The organism is Methylobacterium sp. W2 (assembly GCF_020662345.1).
GTDB lineage: Bacteria > Pseudomonadota > Alphaproteobacteria > Rhizobiales > Beijerinckiaceae > Methylobacterium.
On sequence record NZ_VMOA01000011.1, the window covers coordinates 87895 to 103353 of the forward strand.

The following is a 15459-nucleotide window of genomic DNA, read 5'->3' on the forward strand; positions in this document are numbered from 1 at the left end:
GGCCCCGTCGGGAGGGGCCGGAGTCGCTGAATGATCGTCTACCTGTCGGCCCTTGCCGGGGGCGCCCTGATCGGCACCTCCGCCGCCCTGCTCCTCATTCTCAACGGCCGCATCGCCGGGATCAGCGGCATCGCCGCCGGGGCAATGCTGCCGTTGAGCCGGGACACGCCCTGGCGCTGGGCGTTCCTCGCTGGCCTGCTCTTCGGCCCGGTCCTGTATCGCCTCGCCTTCGGCGCATGGCCCGTGGTGCAACTCGACGCGCCGTGGATCCTCATCGTCCTCGGCGGCCTCCTCGTCGGCTACGGGACGCGGCTCGGCGGGGGCTGCACCAGCGGCCACGGCGTTTGCGGTCTCGCCCGGCTGTCGCCCCGCTCCATCGCTGCGGTGGCGACCTTCATGGCTGCCGCCGCCGCGACGGTGTTCCTCGTCCGCCACGGAGGATGGTGATGGAAACCTTGCGTGCCCCGGTGGGGCTCGTCGCCGGCCTCCTGTTCGGATTCGGCCTCGCGCTCTCGGGCATGATGGATCCGGCGCGTGTTCTCGGCTTCCTCGACGTGGCCGGCCCCTGGGATCCGAGCCTCGCCTTCGTGCTGGGCGGCGCCGTGGGCGTCTCGGCGCTCGGCTACGTCGCTGTTTCGCGGATGCGCAAGCCCGTGCTCGCCCAGCGCTTCGAGATTCCCCATAACCGTCCGATCACGGCGAGCCTGATTGGGGGCGCCGCCCTGTTCGGCATCGGCTGGGGCCTCGTCGGCCTCTGCCCCGGCCCGGCGCTGGCGGGTCTGACATTGGGCTTGCCGCAGGTGATCGGGTTCGTGGCGGCGATGGTGGCCGGCATGCTGCTTTACCGCTTCACTGCCGCATCCGGCAAGTGAGACGCCAACGCGTTCGGCCCGGTCGGAGAACCGACCGGGCCGAACGATGTCGCGCCGCGTCTGTTGGCTCTGGCGCTACCGGCGCGGCAGGGCGTGCAGGGCCTTGAGGAAGACGTCCACGTCCGCGCGGGTGTTGTAGAAGGCCAGCGAGGCGCGCACCGACTGGTCGACGCCGAAGCGGCGCAGGGCCGGCAGGGCGCAATGGTGGCCCGAGCGCACGGCGATGCCGCGGGCGTCGAGATGCTTGGCCACCGCCTCGTTGTCATGTCCGTCGATGACGAAGGACATCACGCTGGCCTTCTGCCGCGCCGTGCCGATGAGGCGCAGGCCCTTCACGTCGGCGAGACCGGTCTGCGCGTATTCGAGCAGGTCGTGCTCGTAGGCCGCGATGCCGGGTAGGCCGACGCTTTCGAGATAGTCGAGGGCCGCCCCGAGGCCCACGGCGCCGGCGATGTCGGGCGTACCGGCCTCGAACTTCTCCGGCGCGCCCTTGTAGACGGTACGCGCGAAGGTGACGTCCTCGATCATGTGGCCGCCGCCCTGCCAGGGGGGCATCGCCTCCAGCAGGTGCTTCTTGCCGTAGAGGGCGCCGATCCCGGTGGGGCCGAAGACCTTGTGGCCGGAGAAGACGAGGAAGTCGGCATCCAGCGCCTGCACGTCGAGGGGAATGTGCGGCGAGGACTGGGCCGCATCCACCAGTACGGGCACGCCATAGGCGTGGCTGAGAGCGATGATCTCGGCCACCGGGTTGATGGTGCCGAGCGCGTTGGCGACATGGGTCACCGACACGATCTTGGTGCGGCCCGAGAGCAGGGCGGCGAACTGCTCGAAGATGATCTCGCCCCGGTCGTTGACCGGAATCACCCGCAGGGTCGCCCCCGTGGCCTGGGTCAGGAGCTGCCAGGGCACGATGTTGGCGTGGTGCTCGATCTGGCTGACGATGATCTCGTCGCCCGGACCGACATTCGCGCGGCCATAGGAATTGGCCACGAGGTTGATCGCCTCGGTGGTGCCGCGCAGGAAGACGATGTCGTCCTTCGACGGGGCGTTGAGGAAGCGACGCACCTTCTCGCGCCCGCCCTCGAACAGGTCCGTCGAACGCGCCGCCAGGGTATGGGCGGCCCGATGGATGTTCGAGTTGTGGCGGGCGTAGAATTCGCTCGTCGCGTCGATGACGCTCTGCGGCTTGTGGGTGGTGGCCGCGTTGTCGAGCCAGACCAGCGGATGCCCGTTGATGCTCTGGTGCAGGGCCGGGAAGTCCTTGCGCACGCGCTCCACGTCGAAGGGGGCCGCCACCGGGCTGGAGCCCTGCGACGAGACATGGGGCGCGTGGCGATGGCCCGGCTCGACGCGGGACGACGGGGCGGGCGCGGCGCTGCTCGTCCGGCTGCGGTCCGTCAGGAAGTAGTATTCGCCCGACGAGAACGGCTCGTCGGCGATCTCCACCTTTCGGACGGCGTCGGGAGCGGTGCGGCCGGTGCGGGAGACGGTCTCCTGCGACGCGTCCTTACCCTGATGGCCGGGCGCTTCCGGCACCAGGGACGGGGCGAGCCCATGCGCGAAGGCGTTGGCGCGCGGGTGGTCCTTGGCGATCGTGGCGTGGAGATCGTGGCCGCCGGGGAGGAAGGCGGCGACATCGGCGACGCTCGGCACGAAGAACTCGGGCAGCCCCCCACGGGGAGCCTGCGCCTCGGGATGGACCGAGGGAAAGGCCGAGGGTTGCGCGAAGCCCGGCCCGGTGAGGCCGGGAAGGCCGACCGGAGGAGCGCCGAACGAGCGGGCGGCCAGCGCCGAGGCGTCGGGCTGAAGGCCCGACGGCGCGGAGCCCGAGGGGATCGACGGCGTGCCGAGATCCGCCTTGGGAGCGAGGGGGTGGCCGAAGCCCTGGGGAGTGTTCTCCAGGGCTTGCGGCGCTTGCGGCGTCGACGGCAGGTTGGGGGTCAGAGGCGCGGACGCCGCCTGACCCTGACCGTAGATCTCGCGGGCGAGGCGCCCGACGAGATCCGCATGCGCCGTGTCGCCGAACACCCCGGTGGGGAGGCCGACAGACGGCGCGTTAGGCGTAGTCATGGTAGTTGCCCAGCAGCACGTTATCGAGGCGTGCGATGGCGTCTTCCACCAGCACCGCGGCCGAGAAGTAGCGGGTCACGAGGTGCGAGGCGATGGAATGGTCGTTGGTGCCCATGTAGCGCACCGACAGGCCGGTCTCGATCTCGCCGGTGACGCCGGATTTCTGCAGGCCGACGACGCCCTGCTCGTGTTCGCCGACGCGCAGGAGCAGGATCGAGGTCGTCTGGGCGCCGGTCACCGGATCGATGTCGATGGGCAGCTTGTCGCTCGGCACGATCGGCACGCCGCGCCAGGTGAGGAAGGGCGAGCCGAACAGGTGGATCACCACCGGGGGCACGCCACGGCGAGTGGCTTCACGGCCGAAGGCCGCGATGGCGCGGGGATGGGCCACGAAGAAGGCGGGCTTCTTCCAGACCAGGGTCAGGAGCTCGTCGAGGTCGTCCGGGGTGGGCGGTCCGCCGCGCGTCGGGATGCGCTGGCGCTGGCTGACTTCGTGGAGGAGGCCGAACTCGGAATTGTTGAACAGCTCCCACTCTTCCCGCTCCTTCACGGCATCGACCGTGAGGCGGATCTGCTCGCGCAGCTGGTCGATCTCGTTCGAGTAGAGATCGGTGACGCGGGTATGGGTGTGGAGGATCGTCTGGATCGTGGAGAGGTGGTACTCGCGCGGGTCGACCTCGTAATCGACATAGGTCGTGGGCAGGCGCGGCTCGCCGGTATGGACCGCCAGAAGCTCGATGCCCTGCTCGCCTTCGCTGTTGGTGTGGCCCTTGAGGCGGTCACGCTCTTCCACGAACTGGGAGATGCGCGAGCGGATGCCCTCGTCTTCGATGGCGGAGCGGTCGAGGGTGAGCAGCGTCACCGCCGAGAGGGCCTTTACGGCGGGGGCGGGGGCGTTCTCGCTCACGAGATCGTTGTCGCCGAAATAGTCGCCGCCGGTGGCGAGACCCTGGCGCAGGCGGTTCTTGAACGGGCCCGACAGGGTCAGCTCGACGGTGCCCTCGGCCACGACGGTGAGGCTGCGGCCGGTGGAGCCCTCCTCGGCGATGATCTCGCCCGCCTTGTGCTGGGAGACGGTGAATTTGGAGGCGAGGGTCGACAGCTCGTTGTCGCCGAGACGGCTGAACAGCGGGACGCTGCGCAGGGAGGCGGGGCGCACGATGCGGGTGCCGCCGTCATTGGCGAGCTCGATCCGGCCGGGCTTGGCCAGCACCACGGCGCGGCGGTTGACCCGGTAGACGCCGCCGGCGACGTCGACGAAGGGCAGCAGGCGATGGAACCAGCGGGGGGTGTTGGCCGCGTTCTGGACCGACGTGACGGTCGCCGTTGCAAGATTGCGTGCCGCCGAGGCGCTCACGCTCAGACCGGGTCCACTCATGGGGGTTCGTCTCCGTATTGCAGCAGGAGGCGTCGGCCGGCCGTGACGCGGCGCATGCCGCATCGAAGCCGCGCCTGTCGCGCGTCCGCTCTCGCTCGATGGATAATCTTGGACTGATCTTGGTCGGCCCCCGCTGCCTCAGACAAAGCGTCGCTGCGGGGACGGGTTGTTTCTAACGCTTGATCTTAAAAGGGGTCAATAAAAATCCATTCTATAAATTTCCGGATTTAAAGAATGAATATTCTATTTTCCACCGTGTAAGCTAATTTAGTTCTATTATAGGACATAATAAGAGATGATTTATCTCGTGTTGTACGGTTCTACAGGAGAAGAAGAGTTGAAAAATTGTTCCTAAATCCCGTCACCGAAAAACTGGTCCATGCTAAGGGCGGGGTCTTCAGTGGGGCTGATGCGCGACACGACGCGGGCCGGCACCCCCGCGACGGTGGTGTGGGCGGGCACGTCGTGCAGCACTACGGCGGCGGCGGCGACCTTCGCCCCCTCTCCGACCCGGATATTGCCCAGCACCTTGGCGCCGACGCTGAGCAGAACCCCGCGTTCGATCTTCGGATGGCGGTCGCCGCTCTCCTTGCCGTTGCCCCCGAGGGTCACCGATTGCAGGATCGAGACATCGTCGGCGATCACCGTGGTCTCGCCGATGACGACGCCGGTGGCGTGATCGATGAAGACGCCCGAGCCGATCCGCGCGGCGGGATGGATGTCGGCCCCGAACACCTCCGAGATCCGGCTCTGGATGTGGAGCGCCAGGGTGGCGCGGCCCTGGTGCCAGAGCCAATGGGCCACCCGGTAGCCCTCCAGGGAGGCCAGTCCCTTGTAGAACAGGAAGGGATCGAGATAGCGACGGCAGGTGGGGTCGCGCTCGCGGATGGCGACGATGTCGCGGACCGCGTGAGCGCCCGCATGCGGGTCGGCCTGGAAAGCGGAGAGGCAGAGGTCGCGGGTGGACAGGCGCGAGAGATCGCCGTCGCCGAGGCGATGGGCGAGCCGGTAGGCGAGGGCATGAACCAGACTCGGCTGATCCAGGACCGTGGCCTGGATGATGCCGGCATAGAGCGGTTCTTCGATCAGCGCGGCTTCGGCCTCGACGCGCATGGCGCGCCAGAGGTCGGCTTCGACGGTGGTCTGGCTCACGTTGCGCAGGGGCGGACGGAGGATGTTGGTGGGAACGTTGCGCGTCGCCAGGCTGCCCGCTGTCATGATCGGTCTTTCACTCCTCGGACCGGGCTCGCCAGAGCCTGAACTTTTCCCTGCAGGCCGCGCGCTCAGCCGATGCGCTGGAACAGCGTTGCGATGTAGCCCACGAGCAGGCCGTGGCCCTCGAACTGGACGTTCACCGCCTCTGCCCCATCGGGGCCGGATACGATGTCGACGATACGCCCCGTGGCGTGACGCCAGATGCCGAGCGCCTCGGCGACATCGAGTCTCGCGAACACGACCTGATCTCCGAGAACCATCGTTCCCTCCTCCGGGTACCGTTTTTCAGTGTTGGGGGATCGTCCGAGCACCCGACGGCCAATGCTGGTCAGGACTCACTCGCCTCGAACCGCTCATCTCATGGGTTCGCTTCTATGAGCTCTCGCCGGGCATCAGCAGTCCTGCAAGGCGTGGCGTGCACTCTGCAGACGCTGTGCAGATCGTCACGCTCGCAGGTAACAGTCCAAAGCGTGGTGACACGGATTTCCAATCCAAGCATTGCCTGCGGACAAACCCGTCTCGGGAGGCATGGCGCAGGCCGGCGGTTCTTTCTTTTGTCTCCCTGCATTGTGCATATCCTGCCTCGTTCCGGTCAACGAGAGTGATTTTCAAAGACTAGGCGCTTCCCGAAAGATCCTTCCCTTGAGTCTGGCGCGAGGAGCAGGCTTGTCTTTCCACGCCGATTCCCGGCCATCAGCCTCCGGGACCGGCATCGCCGGTGCGTGGCTCCGGTCAGATGCCGCTGAACCAGTTGTAGCCCTGGTCCTCCCAGTAGCCGCCGGGATAATCGTTGGTCACGAAGACCGAAACGATGTGTTTGGGGCTCTTGAAGCCGAGCTTCGTCGGCACGCGCACCCGGAGCGGGTAGCCGTATTCGAGGGGCAGGGCGCTGCCGCCGAAATCCAGGGCCAGCACCGTCTGCGGATGGAGGGCGCTCGGCATGTCGAGGCTGCCGTAATAGCGATCGGCGCATTTGAAGCCGACATATTTGGCGGTGAGGTCGGCACCGACCCGCTCCAGGAAGGCCCTCAGTGGCACCCCGCTCCACTGGCCGATCTGGCTCCAGCCCTCGATGCAGATATGACGGGTGATCTGGCTCTCCTGCGGCAGGGCGCGCAGCTTCTGCAGGGTCCAGGGCGTCTTGTCGGAAACGAGCCCAGACACGTCGAGCTTCCAGGTCGCCTCGTCGATCTCGGGGATGTTGTCCGGCGGGTAGTAGGCATTGAAGCGGAACGGCGTGTCGATCATGCTCGCTGGATAGGTCGGTGCCAGCGTGTTCGAGTCGAACAGCCAGGCCTGGACCCGGTCGTTGGCGCGCGACATCGCCCACAGCGTCCGGTCGATCAGTGTGCCGTTGGCACCGGTGGAGAGATCGCAGCCCGAGAGCAGCGACAGGGCGCCGAGGGACAGGCCCGAGCGCAGGAACAGGCGGCGCTCCAGCTTCACCAGTTCCGGCTGGATCTCCCGGCGAAGCCCGCGCAGGCGTTTCGCCTCGGTCTCGTCCCGGCTCATGAGCGCGTCTCCACGGGGTCGAGGGGGATGCGGGCGCGGCCGGTGACCATCGCGACGAGGGTGCGCGGCACCAGGATGACCAGTGCGAGATGGAGCAGGATGAAGCCGACAAGGCCGGACATGGCGAAGAAATGCACGCGCCGCGCCCCTTCATAGCCGCCGAACAAGGCGGCGAGCCCCTGTAGCTGGACCGGTTTCCACAAAGCGAGGCCGGAGGCGACGAGGAGGATTCCGAGGAGGAACGCCACCAGATAGGCGAGCCTCTGCACGGCGTTGTACTCGCCGATCCGGTGTGCGAGGCGCAGTCGGACGGCATCGGTCGCGTCGCGCCAGAGCGCCCGCGGGCTCAACGGCAGGAACGACCTCGCGAAATGCCGGGCGAACAAGCCGTAGAGCACGTAGGCGAGGCCGTTGAGGGCGAACAGCCACATGGCGGCAAAGTGCCAGGCGAGCGCCCCGCCGAGCCAACCGCCCAGGGTCGCCCATTTCGGGAAGACGAAGGGGAAGAACGGCGAGGCGTTGTAGATCGCCCAGCCGCTGAACAGCATGCAAAACACCGCCACCGCGTTGATCCAGTGGGTCACGCGCACGACGAGCGGGTGGATCACCGTGATGCGAAACTGCGTGTTCGAGGAGATGGTCATCCAGAACATCCTATGAGCGGTGGCGTCTCGGTCCCTGCTCCCATCCGCGACCTCATCCTGAGGTGCCGTAGCGAAGCGAAGGCCTCGAAGGAGATCTCCAGATGTCGCTGTGCGTTCTGGAGGGCTCCTTCGAGGCCGCTTCGCGGCACCTCAGGATAAGGTGTGTGGGTGGGGGGAGCGGTCGACGAGGCCTGTGAATGGCCTCATTGACGGTGCTTCATTCACATCGACGGGACAGTCCCGTTGCGGCCGACGATGAGGATCACGGCGGTGGGCTTGCCGTCGGCGCCCTTCTTGGTAAAGGCCACGACCTTCGCGCCATCGACGACGATGGTCTTGTCGCCCGGATCGACCAGGGTCACCGGCACGTCGTCCGGCACGTTCACCTTCTTCTCACCGCCCTGATACTTGACGAGGAGGGTCCGCCCCTCGGTGCCGGAGATGGTGCCGATGGCGCCGTTGGTCATGGTGGAGTTGGAGCCGAGATCCCACGGGTAATGCCCGTCCGCCGTGCCGCGCAGGGACGAGGCGAAGACGGTGACCTGAAGCGCCTTCTGCGATCCGTCCGGCTGCGGGATGGCCGCGGTGCCGATGTAGCTATCGGGCTTGATGTCGGTGAGCTTGCCGGTGGAGGCCGCCAGCACCTTCACGTCGGAGGCGAGGCTCACCGTCAGCGCCTCGCCCACGCGCGGCTTGATCGTCACGGCCGTGCCGTCGACCTTCTCGATGGTGCCGCGATAGCGCGTGATGTCGTCGGCCTGGGCAGCGGTCGCCGTCACGGCGAGGGTCAGGGTGAGCGTCGTCAGGAAGGATTTCAGCATGGCGGTTCCTCGATGGTTCGGCGTCGTCGTCGGGGCGGATTTAGGAGATCCGGCCTCGGTGCCGGGGCTGCGCCGCCGCCCCGGAATGGCGTGCTCGGAAGGACCGCCGCCTACATCGGCGGGACGGTGCCGTTCTCGCCAACGATCATCCGGTCGGCGACCATCGTGCCAGCGGCATCCGTCTTGGTGATCGCCACCACCCGGGCGCCGACCTTGATGGCGGATTTGTCGGACGGGTTGAGGGAGACGATCGGCACGTCTTCGGGGACCGTGATGGTCTTCTCGCCGCCCTTGTAGGTCACGGTGATCGTGCGGCCGGTGGTGCCCGAGAGGGCGCCCACGGCACCGTTCGTCATCGTGTTCTCCTTCTCGAGATCCCACGGATAATGGCCATCGCCGGTGCCACGCATGCTCGGGGCGAAGACCGCGACTTCCAGGGCCTTGAGGGTGCCATCGGCCTGGGGCGTCGCGGCGGTGCCGACGTAGCTGTCGGGCTTGATGTCGCCGATCTCGGCCTTGCTGGCGGCGGCGACCCTCATGGCATCGGCGAACTTGACCGAGACGGCCTGACCGGTCCGGGGCTTGATGGTGATGTGATCGGCCGCGACGGATTCGATCGTACCGCGCACGCGGACCGGCGCGGAATCGGCCAGAACGGTCAGGCCGGCGAACAAGCCGAGGCCGAGAGCGGCGACCGTGAGAATCCGTTGTGTCATGGAATGCCTTGCGCTGGAGCGGTCCCTGCTGTCGGGACCCTCGCCGAACGCCTCCGCCTTCACGGCAAGAAGCGCTCGGACAACGCGCGATGTGGCATCGAGTTCGTATGCGCACAAATCAATTGCGCGCTACCGTGGGCCGGTCAATGGGCCATCAGCATCGGCATGGTGGCATGGGCGAGGACGTGGCTGGTGGCGCCTCCGAAGATCATCTGGCGCAGGCGGCTCTGGGTATAGGCGCCCTTGATGAGGAGATCGCAGCCGAATTCCTGCGCCTCGTTGACGAAGACCTCACCGGGCGTGCGCCGGCCTTCGGTAAAGGCCTTGTGGTCGGCGAAGATGCCTTCGCAGGCGAGCGCTTTGGCCAGATCCTCCGCGCTCGGCCCCGGCACCATCCCGCCCTCCGCGCTGACGACGCGGATGCGGGAGGCCTTGCGCAGGAAGGGCATGGCGAAGGCCACCGCCCGCGCGGTCTCGCTCGACCCGTTCCAGGCGATGAGGATGGCCTCGCCGAGGCTCGTCGGAGGGGTGGGGGGCGCCAGCAGGATCGGCCGGCCGCTCTCGAACAGGGCCGTCTCGAACGTGGTCATGCGCGGTGCGCCGTCGCCGGAGCCGGGACGGCCCACCACGGTGGCGGTGAACAGGCGGGCGTAATGTCCGAGGAACGCGTCGCCCGCCGGCACGTCCGGGCGCCAGCGGTAGCGGGTTCCGGCGGCGGCCACGAATTCGGGGGTGCACGGTCCCTCGGTGGCGACGGGAATGCCGGCGCCGGCGAGGAAATCGACGAAGCGCTTGCCGGCGGCCTCGGCCTCCGCCTTGTCGGCTTCCTCGTCGCGCAGCCACGTCATGCCGCCGACCATGTCCACCGGAACGTATTCGGCGAGCGCCGGGCGCAGGGAGACGCCTTCGATCAGGCTGCCGAAGCGGCGTCCCACCAGGAGCGTTGTCGCGAAGACGGAGGGCAGCGCGTCATGGAGCGCCACCGGAACGAGCAGGGTCTTCATCGCCGGGAGCCTCCATCCACGCCATTGCCGTCGATGGGCAGGCTAGTGCGGTTTCGCGTTCCGGAAAACTCCGCCTCGGCGGCAACCCACGCTTTTCTGCGGCACTCGGAAACCGCAACGGGCCTTCGCGACGTCGGCGAGCCGGCGAGGCTAAAACCACAGGTGAAGCTTGGCTATAGGGTCGTGCCGATCATCGCTATGATCCAGTCGATATCAATAGAATGGCCGGCGTTACGACGACATTCGCCGGGAACCCAACGGAGCGACTGTCGTTGTCCGGCAAACGTGGCGTTGTTGGATACGCCGATCCGCAGCAATGCGGTCCGGTCCGCCGCTTTTGCGTTTTCAAGATCCTATCCAGAGGTCAGAATCATGAACAAGTACGTTGCGCTGTCCGCCATTGCCGTCGTCCTGGCGACCCCCGCCGCGGCACAGACCATGACCGGCGATTTCCGCCTGCAGGCGATGCAGGCCAATGCGTTCGAGGTCCAGTCCGGCCAGATCGCCCTGTCAAAGAGCCGCAACCCGCAGGTGATCCGCTTCGCCCGTGACGCCGTGCGCGACCACCGCGCCGCGAACGTGGCCCTGGCCGGCGGCGAGCGGACCTACGCCGGCAACGGCGGTCCCGGCGGCCTGATCGGCGCACCCCTGGCGATCGCCGGTGGCGCGGTAGGCGCGGCCACGGGTGCCGCTACCGGCGTCGTGGCCGGTACGCTGAGCGGCGGCCCTGTCGGCGCCGTCGAAGGGATCGGCAGCGGCGCGAGTCGTGGCGCTGCCGCCGGCAGCCAGGCTTTCAACGGTGATGTCGACACCACCGCCGGCACCACCATGGTCCCGGTCGATCCGCAGCAGCAGGCTATGCTCTCGGAACTCGCCGCCGCTCCGGCCGGCCCGCGCTTCGACCGCCTCTACGGTCAGATCCAGGTGCGGTCGCACGAGGCCGCCATTGGAATGTATCAGTCCTATGCCCAGACCGGCACGAATCCGGCCCTGCGCGCCCATGCCGAGCAGGCCCTGCCGGTGCTCCAGCAGCACTACCAGATGGCGCAGCGCCTTCCCGGCGCCCGCTAAGGGGTTGGATTTCGCCGCCGCTTCATGGAGAGGCGGCGGGGCTCATGAATACGATAAACGCCGGGCTGATGAAGCCCGGCGTTTTTCTTTGCGCGTCTCTCATGGTTCCGGCCGGTGAGCCCCCGCATCCCGTGGAATCAGGGGGCTCGGTCGGTTCAGACTTCGCTGCTGTGCATCAGGGAGGCGGGGGTCATCGCCTTTCCGCCGCCATCGACGGCGGGCTCGAAATCCCCGGTCTCCGGATTGCGCAGGAGAAGCTCGCCATGGGCAATGCCGAAATGCGCGCCGTGGAGCGCCAGGCGGCCATCGGCGACGCGCTCGCGTACGAACGGGAACGTCATCAGGTTCTCGAGGCTCTGCGCCACGGTGGCGTATTCAAGGCGCGTCAGGTGGTCCGGCCCCTTCTGCACCTTCAGTTTCTCCTCGGCGCCCTTCACCAGGGAGACCCACTTGCCGATGAAGTCGCTCGTCGAGAGTGGACCCGGCGGGTTGGCGTAAGCCTTGATGCCGCCGCAGGTGGCGTGGCCCAGAACGACGATGTGCTTTACTTCCAGGGCCTGGACGGCGAACTCGATGGCCGCCGAGGTGCCGTGATACTCGCCGCCTTCCTCGAACGGAGGCACGAGATTGGCCACGTTGCGGATAATGAAGAGCTCGCCCGGTCCGGTATCGAAGATCACTTCCGGCGAAACGCGGCTGTCACAGCAGCCAATCAGCAAGACTTCCGGGCTCTGCCCCTTTGCCAGGGTAGCGTAGCGTTTGGCCTCGTGGGCCAAGCGTCCATCGAGGAACGACCGGTATCCTGAGGTCAGCTTTTGTGGAAACATGCGTTTTCCTTCCTTGAGCGTTGTTGCTGGGGGTCGCCGTGGCAACCCGGTTCTCGACATTCAGCCTCGATTAGCGAGACCTGTGCCGTATCTGGTTCCGAGGCCCTATGTGGCCCAGTATCGGACCGGTGGCTCAGTGCGGGTTCACACCTGATGCCAAGCCAGGGTGACGGGCGGCTCGGGCCGCTCGCCCGACGCGATGCGTCTGGCCAGGCGAGCGAGGCCCGCGGGTTCGATCCGCTCGTCGCTGGCGTCCAACTCGTCGAGGGTCCACCAGCGCGTGCCGAGGACCGTGCTGTCCTCGGTCTCGGCGAGGCGGCTGGTATCGACCTCGTCGCTGGGCAGACGCACGACGAAATAGCGTTCGCGGGCATCACGCGGCTTCGGGAACAGAAAGAACGGACCGTCGCAGGCAGCGACTTGCGGTCCGATCTCGGCATCGAAAACCCCGATTTCCTCTCCGAGTTCCCGGAGGCAGGCTTGCGCGTGGCTTTCGCCGGGCTCCAGCCCGCCACCCGGCATGAACCAGAAGGTCCGTACCTCTGGCCGTGATGGGTCGATGGGGCGTTGCGACTCGTAGGCGATCAGGAGCAGCCGGTCCTGCGGGTCGAAGACCAGGGCTCGGGCGACGTGGCGCAGGGGAGGCGCGCCGGTGCCTTGGCTGGACTCGCGTTCGTGGGGCTGGGTCGACGGGGGAAGAATCATGACGACGGTCTAACAGGGAATCGGCCCCTCGCCAGCAGGCGCCCAGATCACCACGGGCAGGCCATGAGGGTCGCGTCCTGGCGGGTCGGGCATCGGGATGGCGCGTCCGAGGACGATGTCGCGGGCGACGACCAGGGCGGCGAGGGCGTCGAGGTGATCGTCGGCCCCCACTCCGGCCGGTCTTCCCGCCTCCACGAGCGTTGCCGGTAGACCGGCCCTTCGCAGGAGCGCGCGGCGCTCTTCCAGACCCTCCCGACGCCCCGGCCCCTTCTTGGCCGATGCCAGCGGGCTGTCGCCGTTGAGGCGGCGGAACGCCACTTCCGGGTGAACCTCGTGTACCCGGTCGCGCAGGGGCGGCCGCGCGAGGAGCAGGTCGTCGACCTCGCGGATGTAGCGGGTGATGTTCCAGCACTGGATCGAGGGGGCGAAGGGCGGGACGCTGGCGGCGCGGGAGAGCGCCTTGGCCTCCTCGTAGCTGCCGGCATGGACCGCCGCCCGTGGCGGCACCGGGAAGACGCTGGACTGCCCGCCTGCGAGATAGGCCCTGGCCGCGCGGTCGGCGACCCGGCCGCCGCCCTCGACGCGGTCGGGCAGGCCGATCGGCACATCGATCCCGACGCAGACCGGGGCTTCCGGCCCGTCCAGGAGTTCGGAGACGCGGGCAAAGCGAGCGGCGCGGTATCGGCCGGGATCGTCGAGATCGAGGAGGGCTCCGGCCCAGGCACCGCGGCAGCCGTCGAGTCCTGCGATCCAGCGCGTCATGCGAGCCCCGCGAACCGCGACGGCTCTGGCGGGTTGACGCTGCTCAAGGACGGCCGGCTTCGAGGGCCGTCCCGTCGCACCGGGTAACGCCGCCGCCGGCGGTACGCTTTATAGGATCGTTCCATGGACATCGCCGTCGACAAGGTCACCGAGATCATCCTCCGGGTCAGGGCGCTCGACGTGAAGGAAGGTGCCACCGACCCCGATTCAGGCTCCAACCCGATCGATGACGGCTCCACCGACGTGCTCACGTCCGGCACCGACGATGCCACGGAATCGGAGGTCCGCTCGATGATCTCCGGCCTCAACGATGACGAGCGCGCCAACCTCCTCGCCCTCCTCTATGTCGGGCGCGGCGACATGGAGTCGGAAGAATGGGGCGAGGCCGTGCGCTTCGCCCGCGAACGCGAGGCGGTGGGCGAAGGCGCCCTGCACGAGATCATGGCCTCGCCCGATGCGGGCGATCTCCTCGACGAAGGGCTCGCTGCCCTCGGGATCAGCCAGGACATCGCCGACGCGTAGACTGTGTCTGTACGCCGCGCCCTGCCACGGCCGATCCGGGCAGGGCGCGGTTGGTGCGGGTCAGTGTGGCTCCGGGGCAACGATCGCCCGTTTCCGCAGTGATGCCCCAAAATCCACAGCGTTAACCTTTTATTAACCCGACGATTGCCGTTCCAGCGTGGCCGTGAGACGTTCGTTAACAACAGATTAACGGGACGAGCGGCGGCCATGCGGATCGCGATTTCGAAGTTCCACAATGCGGTGCACGCCTTCAAGCGCACCATCGGCGGTCTGGGCCTGCTCTCCGGGTTGGCGGTCGCGTCCCTCGCCACCCTGCCGAACCTTGCCTCCGCTCAGACCCTGGCCTCGCTCCCCAGCGTGGCGAGCACCATCTCCACCACGGGCGCCGCCCGCCCGATCAGTGCATGGGTCACCTTCTGCGAGACCTATGCCGCCGAATGCGCGGTGACGATCTCGGAGCCCGCCGCGATCAGCCTGACACCCGGTATCTGGAACACCATCGTCTCGGTGAACCGCCGCGTGAACAAGTCCATCCGTGCCGTCACCGACATGGAGCAGCTCGGCATGGCCGACCGCTGGGATCTGGCCGAATCCGGTGCCGGTGATTGCGAGGACTTTCAGCTCTTGAAGCGCAAGCTTCTCGCCGAGGCCGGCCTGCCGCGCCGGGCCATGCGGATGACCGTGGTCATCGACGAGAAAGGGGAGGGCCATGCCGTCCTCACCCTGATCACCGACCGGGGCGACCTCATCCTCGACAACAAGACCAACAGCGTGCTGCCCTGGCGCCAGACCGGCTACACCTTCATCAAGCGCGAGAGCCAGAACGCCATGGCCTGGGTGTCCCTCGGCCGTGCCGCGTCGCCGGTGACCACCGCCAACCGATAGGAGCGGGATGCGCCGTCCCGGAGGGAGATTGCATCAAAGGCAATACATTAGCGACTTGTTAAGCGCGTGTGGGTGAGGGTTGCCGGGTTCGGGAATCCCTCGCCATGACGAAGCTGAGCCGCTTGCCCGCAGCCTTGCTGCTGGCTGCCATCGTGTCCCCGTGCTGCACGGCCCCCGCCTCGGCCCGGGATTCCGACGTCGGTGCCCTGCATGCGTCGTGGCGCGGATGCCTGCATCGGAATTTTGGCCTGCAGGCACTCGTGACGAGCCGGACACTGGCCGTCGAGTCGGCCGTGAAATCCTGCCGGGCCAGCGAAGCGGCCTATCTTGCCGCCCTGTCGACGTCCCCCCTGGTGGATGACGAGGACGTGTCCCGGGTCCGTCCGGCCCTGATCCAGCGCGCCAAGGGCTGGCTTCTCCAGCAGGCCAGCGTGACGCGCCCGCTCTGACGGCTC

The 15459-nt window shown here is 67.5% G+C and carries 18 protein-coding genes; 6 read left to right on the forward strand and 12 right to left on the reverse strand.

The genetic code is table 11. The features are described from left to right. Positions 1–30: 30 nt before the first annotated feature. Both FPV16_RS08355 and FPV16_RS08360 read left to right on the forward strand, forming a co-directional pair. Entirely contained in the window at positions 31–447 is a 417-nt protein-coding gene (locus tag FPV16_RS08355; RefSeq protein ID WP_227437760.1) for a YeeE/YedE family protein, read from the forward strand. Further along, on the forward strand, positions 447–872 hold the full coding sequence (locus tag FPV16_RS08360; RefSeq protein ID WP_227437761.1) for a DUF6691 family protein: 426 nt from the start codon (positions 447–449) through the stop codon (positions 870–872). The genes FPV16_RS08355 and FPV16_RS08360 overlap by 1 nt, the downstream gene beginning before the upstream one ends. A 75-nt stretch (positions 873–947) precedes the next feature. On the opposite strand, the gene FPV16_RS08365 is transcribed toward FPV16_RS08360, so the two are convergent. The 9 genes from FPV16_RS08365 to FPV16_RS08410 form a co-directional block, all read right to left on the reverse strand. After that, a complete protein-coding gene (locus FPV16_RS08365) occupies positions 948–2942 on the reverse strand; it encodes a family 2A encapsulin nanocompartment cargo protein cysteine desulfurase (protein ID WP_227437762.1) in 1995 nt (664 codons plus the stop codon). Next, positions 2929–4320 carry a family 2B encapsulin nanocompartment shell protein gene (locus tag FPV16_RS26055; RefSeq protein WP_264483750.1) on the reverse strand — a complete coding sequence of 464 codons (1392 nt, stop codon included), beginning with the start codon at positions 4318–4320 and terminating at the stop codon, positions 2929–2931. The genes FPV16_RS08365 and FPV16_RS26055 overlap by 14 nt, the downstream gene beginning before the upstream one ends. A 351-nt stretch (positions 4321–4671) precedes the next feature. Continuing rightward, entirely contained in the window at positions 4672–5538 is an 867-nt protein-coding gene (gene cysE, locus FPV16_RS08380; RefSeq protein WP_227437763.1) for a serine O-acetyltransferase, read from the reverse strand. Between the two features lie 65 nt (positions 5539–5603). Next, positions 5604–5795: a hypothetical protein gene (locus FPV16_RS08385; protein ID WP_018045405.1), complete on the reverse strand. Its 192-nt coding sequence runs from the start codon at positions 5793–5795 to the stop codon at positions 5604–5606. A gap of 472 nt (positions 5796–6267) precedes the next feature. Continuing rightward, a complete protein-coding gene (locus tag FPV16_RS08390) occupies positions 6268–7047 on the reverse strand; it encodes a molybdopterin-dependent oxidoreductase (protein ID WP_227437764.1) in 780 nt (259 codons plus the stop codon). Further along, complete coding sequence (locus tag FPV16_RS08395; RefSeq protein ID WP_227437765.1) at positions 7044–7700, reverse strand: cytochrome b/b6 domain-containing protein; 657 nt, start codon at positions 7698–7700, stop codon at positions 7044–7046. The genes FPV16_RS08390 and FPV16_RS08395 overlap by 4 nt, the downstream gene beginning before the upstream one ends. Positions 7701–7912: 212 nt before the next feature. Beyond that, on the reverse strand, positions 7913–8512 hold the full coding sequence (locus FPV16_RS08400; RefSeq protein ID WP_227437766.1) for a hypothetical protein: 600 nt from the start codon (positions 8510–8512) through the stop codon (positions 7913–7915). 110 nt (positions 8513–8622) lie between these two features. Next, on the reverse strand, positions 8623–9228 hold the full coding sequence (locus FPV16_RS08405) for a hypothetical protein (RefSeq protein WP_227437767.1): 606 nt from the start codon (positions 9226–9228) through the stop codon (positions 8623–8625). 143 nt (positions 9229–9371) lie between these two features. Beyond that, on the reverse strand, positions 9372–10232 hold the full coding sequence (locus FPV16_RS08410) for a universal stress protein (RefSeq protein ID WP_227437768.1): 861 nt from the start codon (positions 10230–10232) through the stop codon (positions 9372–9374). Positions 10233–10601: 369 nt separating this feature from the next. On the opposite strand from FPV16_RS08410, the gene FPV16_RS08415 reads away from it, so the two are divergent. After that, entirely contained in the window at positions 10602–11303 is a 702-nt protein-coding gene (locus FPV16_RS08415) for a DUF4142 domain-containing protein (RefSeq protein WP_227437801.1), read from the forward strand. A 155-nt stretch (positions 11304–11458) separates the two neighbouring features. On the opposite strand, the gene FPV16_RS08420 is transcribed toward FPV16_RS08415, so the two are convergent. From FPV16_RS08420 to FPV16_RS08430, 3 genes are all read right to left on the reverse strand, one after another. Beyond that, the gene (locus FPV16_RS08420) at positions 11459–12130 is read right to left on the reverse strand and encodes a carbonic anhydrase (RefSeq protein WP_227437769.1); all 672 of its coding nucleotides are present in this window, start codon (positions 12128–12130) and stop codon (positions 11459–11461) included. 144 nt (positions 12131–12274) lie between these two features. Continuing rightward, the gene (locus tag FPV16_RS08425; protein WP_227437770.1) at positions 12275–12835 is read right to left on the reverse strand and encodes an NUDIX hydrolase; all 561 of its coding nucleotides are present in this window, start codon (positions 12833–12835) and stop codon (positions 12275–12277) included. Between the two features lie 9 nt (positions 12836–12844). Further along, positions 12845–13597: a DUF429 domain-containing protein gene (locus FPV16_RS08430; protein WP_227437771.1), complete on the reverse strand. Its 753-nt coding sequence runs from the start codon at positions 13595–13597 to the stop codon at positions 12845–12847. Between the two features lie 123 nt (positions 13598–13720). Between FPV16_RS08430 and FPV16_RS08435 the strand changes: the two genes are divergently transcribed. From FPV16_RS08435 to FPV16_RS08445, 3 genes are all read left to right on the forward strand, one after another. After that, positions 13721–14119, forward strand: coding sequence for a DUF3775 domain-containing protein (locus FPV16_RS08435; RefSeq protein WP_227437772.1), 399 nt, complete (start codon positions 13721–13723; stop codon positions 14117–14119). A gap of 207 nt (positions 14120–14326) precedes the next feature. Continuing rightward, positions 14327–15004: a transglutaminase-like cysteine peptidase gene (locus FPV16_RS08440; protein ID WP_227437773.1), complete on the forward strand. Its 678-nt coding sequence runs from the start codon at positions 14327–14329 to the stop codon at positions 15002–15004. Positions 15005–15108: 104 nt separating this feature from the next. Next, positions 15109–15453 (forward strand): hypothetical protein, encoded by a 345-nt coding sequence (locus tag FPV16_RS08445; protein WP_227437774.1) that lies wholly within the window; start codon positions 15109–15111, stop codon positions 15451–15453. The last annotated feature ends 6 nt before the right edge of the window (positions 15454–15459 follow it).

Excerpts from the sequence above, each read along its gene's own strand:
- FPV16_RS08355 (WP_227437760.1), top strand. The coding sequence starts at position 31 with ATGATCGTCTACCTGTCGGCCCTTGCCGGGGGCGCCCTGATCGGCACC.
- FPV16_RS08360 (WP_227437761.1), top strand. The coding sequence starts at position 447 with ATGGAAACCTTGCGTGCCCCGGTGGGGCTCGTCGCCGGCCTCCTGTTC.
- FPV16_RS08365 (WP_227437762.1), bottom strand. The coding sequence starts at position 2,942 with ATGACTACGCCTAACGCGCCGTCTGTCGGCCTCCCCACCGGGGTGTTC.
- FPV16_RS26055 (WP_264483750.1), bottom strand. The coding sequence starts at position 4,320 with ATGAGTGGACCCGGTCTGAGCGTGAGCGCCTCGGCGGCACGCAATCTT.
- cysE (WP_227437763.1), bottom strand. The coding sequence starts at position 5,538 with ATGACAGCGGGCAGCCTGGCGACGCGCAACGTTCCCACCAACATCCTC.
- FPV16_RS08385 (WP_018045405.1), bottom strand. The coding sequence starts at position 5,795 with ATGGTTCTCGGAGATCAGGTCGTGTTCGCGAGACTCGATGTCGCCGAG.
- FPV16_RS08390 (WP_227437764.1), bottom strand. The coding sequence starts at position 7,047 with ATGAGCCGGGACGAGACCGAGGCGAAACGCCTGCGCGGGCTTCGCCGG.
- FPV16_RS08395 (WP_227437765.1), bottom strand. The coding sequence starts at position 7,700 with ATGTTCTGGATGACCATCTCCTCGAACACGCAGTTTCGCATCACGGTG.
- FPV16_RS08400 (WP_227437766.1), bottom strand. The coding sequence starts at position 8,512 with ATGCTGAAATCCTTCCTGACGACGCTCACCCTGACCCTCGCCGTGACG.
- FPV16_RS08405 (WP_227437767.1), bottom strand. The coding sequence starts at position 9,228 with ATGACACAACGGATTCTCACGGTCGCCGCTCTCGGCCTCGGCTTGTTC.
- FPV16_RS08410 (WP_227437768.1), bottom strand. The coding sequence starts at position 10,232 with ATGAAGACCCTGCTCGTTCCGGTGGCGCTCCATGACGCGCTGCCCTCC.
- FPV16_RS08420 (WP_227437769.1), bottom strand. The coding sequence starts at position 12,130 with ATGTTTCCACAAAAGCTGACCTCAGGATACCGGTCGTTCCTCGATGGA.
- FPV16_RS08425 (WP_227437770.1), bottom strand. The coding sequence starts at position 12,835 with ATGATTCTTCCCCCGTCGACCCAGCCCCACGAACGCGAGTCCAGCCAA.
- FPV16_RS08430 (WP_227437771.1), bottom strand. The coding sequence starts at position 13,597 with ATGACGCGCTGGATCGCAGGACTCGACGGCTGCCGCGGTGCCTGGGCC.
- FPV16_RS08435 (WP_227437772.1), top strand. The coding sequence starts at position 13,721 with ATGGACATCGCCGTCGACAAGGTCACCGAGATCATCCTCCGGGTCAGG.
- FPV16_RS08440 (WP_227437773.1), top strand. The coding sequence starts at position 14,327 with ATGCGGATCGCGATTTCGAAGTTCCACAATGCGGTGCACGCCTTCAAG.
- FPV16_RS08445 (WP_227437774.1), top strand. The coding sequence starts at position 15,109 with ATGACGAAGCTGAGCCGCTTGCCCGCAGCCTTGCTGCTGGCTGCCATC.